Source organism: Methanobrevibacter sp. (assembly GCF_045577275.1).
Lineage (GTDB): Archaea > Methanobacteriota > Methanobacteria > Methanobacteriales > Methanobacteriaceae > Methanobrevibacter.
Map to the genome: position 1 here is coordinate 1 of NZ_JAZNIB010000123.1, position 3,395 is coordinate 3,395.

A 3,395-nucleotide genomic window follows, 5' to 3' on the forward strand; every position below is an offset into this window, starting at 1 on the left:
ATATATAAAAATAGTTTATATTATGTGTAGGATATACATTCATTTATTTCCATATGGTACTTTTAGACAATTTTAGAAAAAATCAATTTCATAAATTATTATTTTATATTAATCAAATCGTTATTTCTACTATGTTAATAAAAAGAGTTAAGTTAACATAGTAGAAAATATTCTATTTTTTCTTTTTTTATTTATCATAAAACGGTTGATTACCACATTTCCACACTGTGGTGAACTCATCCAATTCCTCAACCATTTCAAATTCGGTTTCAGGAGCTATCAAAACATTGAAAGGATTTCCTTCAACAGGTTCACCGAAGTAAACTATTTTTTTGCCCTCATCCATAAGAATAATATTTATGTATGGGGATATATCCTCTTCAAATTCCTTGATTGTGCTTACGCTGAATGGTATGTTAGGGACAAAAATTCCATCGATGGCTGCCTCTTTCATGAAGTCATTAGGGGCTCTTGTGAAAAAGGCGGTTTTTTCAGGTAATTCCATGGAATGATTTTCCAATAGCTCAAGCATTTGATTCAAGCTTTCCTGAAATCTTTTTTGTTCATCAGTCATTTCCGCTTCCTTAAACAGGTTCAAAAAGGTAAGGATTGGTATGTCGATACCTGTTTCAGTCATTGGATTGATTGTAACAAGTTGATATCTTTCTTCAGCTCCTTGAAGCATGTTGACCAGATCTTCAACGTACATTACCATTGTAGAGCTTCTTAAGTCGACTTCTTCCATTTTCTTATCGCTTGTAAAGAGAGGTATTGCCTTTTCTCCAGCATTGTTTGTAAGGAAGTTTATGTCAAAGCCGGAAGGTTCCTTAAGTTCCAGGACATCTCCCACCTTTGCATCTTCGATTCCCTCAAACATATTGGCTGAAGGAACGACAGGGAGATAAAGCTGGGATTTCTTTATTTCCTCTCCAAGCTCATTCACTGTTTCTGGACTTGGGTCATCCCTGAACTTTTGGAGGAGTTCCTCCAATTTGTTGTTATCAATTTCTGTTTCTTCTTTGATTTTATCAAGGTCAAGGTTATCAGTCATTTTTTCACCTTTACATATTGTTAAGTTTAGTTTGTATTTTTAATCTAAAATATTTTGTCAATTATAGTTTTTTGCTTAAATCTAAAATCAATATTTTTGCTTTATTTTATATTATTTCTATTATTTTTTATTAATTTTTAATTTAACTCTATATTTGTTCTTATTTTTACATTTAAAGATGTAAGTAAGCACTTGCATTCGAGAATCTTTATATACTGTCTTTAATCAATATATTAATATAAAAATCTAAAAGGTATAAATATGAATCGAATTTTATTAAGTTTATTAATTGTTTTTATTGCACTCGCAGGCATTGCATGCGTCAGTGCAAGTTCTGATTTTAACGAGACTGTTGACCAAGACATTGTATTTGACATCAATGAAACTGCAGTTCCTATTGATGAGACTGAAACAAACGTCATTGAAGATGAAGAAGACGCTGCTCCAGTTGACAATTCAACAGAGAAAAAGGACTTGAAGCCTGTTTCTGTTGTAAATGAAAGTAAGAATCAATCCAAATGGCAAAACAGAACATCCATTGAAATTCCTGATGTGGATGTTCATCCGAATAAGATCAACACAGGAAATGAGATAGATGATGCTGCAGTCTACTACTGTGCTTATTATAAGGCATTCAAGGGAGTTGAAAGCAATCATGAATCCATAGATGCTCTCATTGCATTGGTCTACCAGTCATATGATGAAAATGATACAATCGATATCGTATCAAAAGTGTATGGTCTTGTTGAGTTAAATGGAATCACTGGAATTGAAAGAACTCTCTTAGAAACCAATGTCCACAATTATGTGGATGGTAGGTTCAATCAATTATACTATGCTCCATGGAATATAAATCAATATGATCCTGACATTGATAAAATGGGGTATTTAGGTCCTTATCCTCCTTCCAACCCTCGTTGGCATGGAGATGAACCAATGGCATAGGACCATTTCAATTTTTCCTATTTTTTTCTTACTTTTTTTTAAATCAATCCATTCACTTCATAACTTTTTTTATCTTACTTTTATTCAAATGATTGAGAAAAATTAATGATTAAATCTTCAATATAATCCAATCTGGCCAATTGACTTATCCAATCAGATGGGATGTCATCATAGCCATAGTAGATTCCAGCTAATCCTCCGACTATGCAGGCGGTTGTATCGGTATCATATCCAAGATTCACTGCTTCTAAAATAGTGTCCTTATAATTCTTATTATTTAATAGACACCAAATGGATGCTTCAAGGGAAGATATTGTGTATCCTCCGCTTTTGATTTCATCCCTTGGAAGATTTTGAACATTCAAAGAGAAGACCCTATCGAAGTGATGCAACTCTTCCTTAAAGTCAGCATTGTTGAAGTAGTATTCCTTGGACTTGTTTATGCCATCAGCTATCAATTCCTCCAAATCACTTTCTTTTTCATGGTTTTCAATAAGTTCAAGAGCAATGTTTACATAGATTCCACAGCACAATTGGCTTCTTCTATGCCTATGGGTCAAGGAAGATAAATTGTGAACAGCAGTCATCTTATCATCTTCATCAAAAGAGTATTTTTGAGAAAGGTAATGGATGAAGAAAGCTATTGGAAGGATTCTCATGAGAGATCCGTTTCCGTTGTCACGCTCACCTACTCCTCCAGATAAAATAGGTTCAGTTCCCCTATCATATCTTCTGATTCCATCCATGGTGGCACCGCCTATGTCATAGGCATATCCGTATGGTGTGAACTGCCCATCATTAAGCCATGCGGAAAAGTTTTCCATGATTATTTTATGATCTATGATGTCATCCAATCTTAAGTTTTCTTCATGATTTGCTCTTTCTAGGCTTTCGCTTAATCCATCCAAAGTTGCAAGGATAAGGCTACTATCATCTGACCAGCTTCCAGGAGGCATGTCAAATGCACCATATCCTCTCATATCAGTTATAGGGTCCAAGTCACGGTCTTCTCTTGGACGAAATTGGACAGGAAGTCCAAGTGCATCTCCTACAATCTGTCCAATAATTCCTGATTTAATACAATCCATTTTATCACCCCATTATTTTAATCATAATCTGCAGCTATTCTAAAAAGAATATGTTCTCCACCGCAGTTAGGACATGAATTATATTCACCATAATTAAACTCCTCAACTTCCTCATTGCAATTAGGGCAATGATATTCAGGCATTTGCTTTCCATCTAAAGAACGATTAAAGTTCTTATCACCAGTATTGATCAAATAAGTGGTGTTTTTCAATCTGAATAACTCCTTTTCATAGACTTCGACATATTCATCGATGTCAAACTCCTCATCATCAAGAAGCTCCTTAAAGCTGTCCACTTCCTTCAAGCCGGA

4 protein-coding genes are annotated in these 3,395 nt (G+C 34.5%); 1 reads left to right on the forward strand and 3 read right to left on the reverse strand.

What is annotated here, in order from left to right:
- Window positions 1–187: 187 nt before the first annotated feature.
- Window positions 188–1,051 carry an SseB family protein gene (locus tag ACKI67_RS03945; protein ID WP_407462087.1) on the reverse strand — a complete coding sequence of 288 codons (864 nt, stop codon included), beginning with the start codon at window positions 1,049–1,051 and terminating at the stop codon, window positions 188–190.
- 261 nt (window positions 1,052–1,312) lie between these two features.
- Between ACKI67_RS03945 and ACKI67_RS03950 the strand changes: the two genes are divergently transcribed.
- The gene (locus tag ACKI67_RS03950; protein ID WP_407462088.1) at window positions 1,313–1,996 is read left to right on the forward strand and encodes a hypothetical protein; all 684 of its coding nucleotides are present in this window, start codon (window positions 1,313–1,315) and stop codon (window positions 1,994–1,996) included.
- A gap of 80 nt (window positions 1,997–2,076) precedes the next feature.
- Here the strand turns inward: ACKI67_RS03950 and ACKI67_RS03955 are convergent, their stop codons facing one another.
- Both ACKI67_RS03955 and ACKI67_RS03960 read right to left on the reverse strand, forming a co-directional pair.
- Complete coding sequence (locus tag ACKI67_RS03955) at window positions 2,077–3,084, reverse strand: ADP-ribosylglycohydrolase family protein (RefSeq protein ID WP_407462089.1); 1,008 nt, start codon at window positions 3,082–3,084, stop codon at window positions 2,077–2,079.
- Between the two features lie 17 nt (window positions 3,085–3,101).
- A partial coding sequence (locus ACKI67_RS03960) for a hypothetical protein (protein WP_407462090.1) occupies window positions 3,102–3,395 on the reverse strand: 294 nt, incomplete at its 5' end.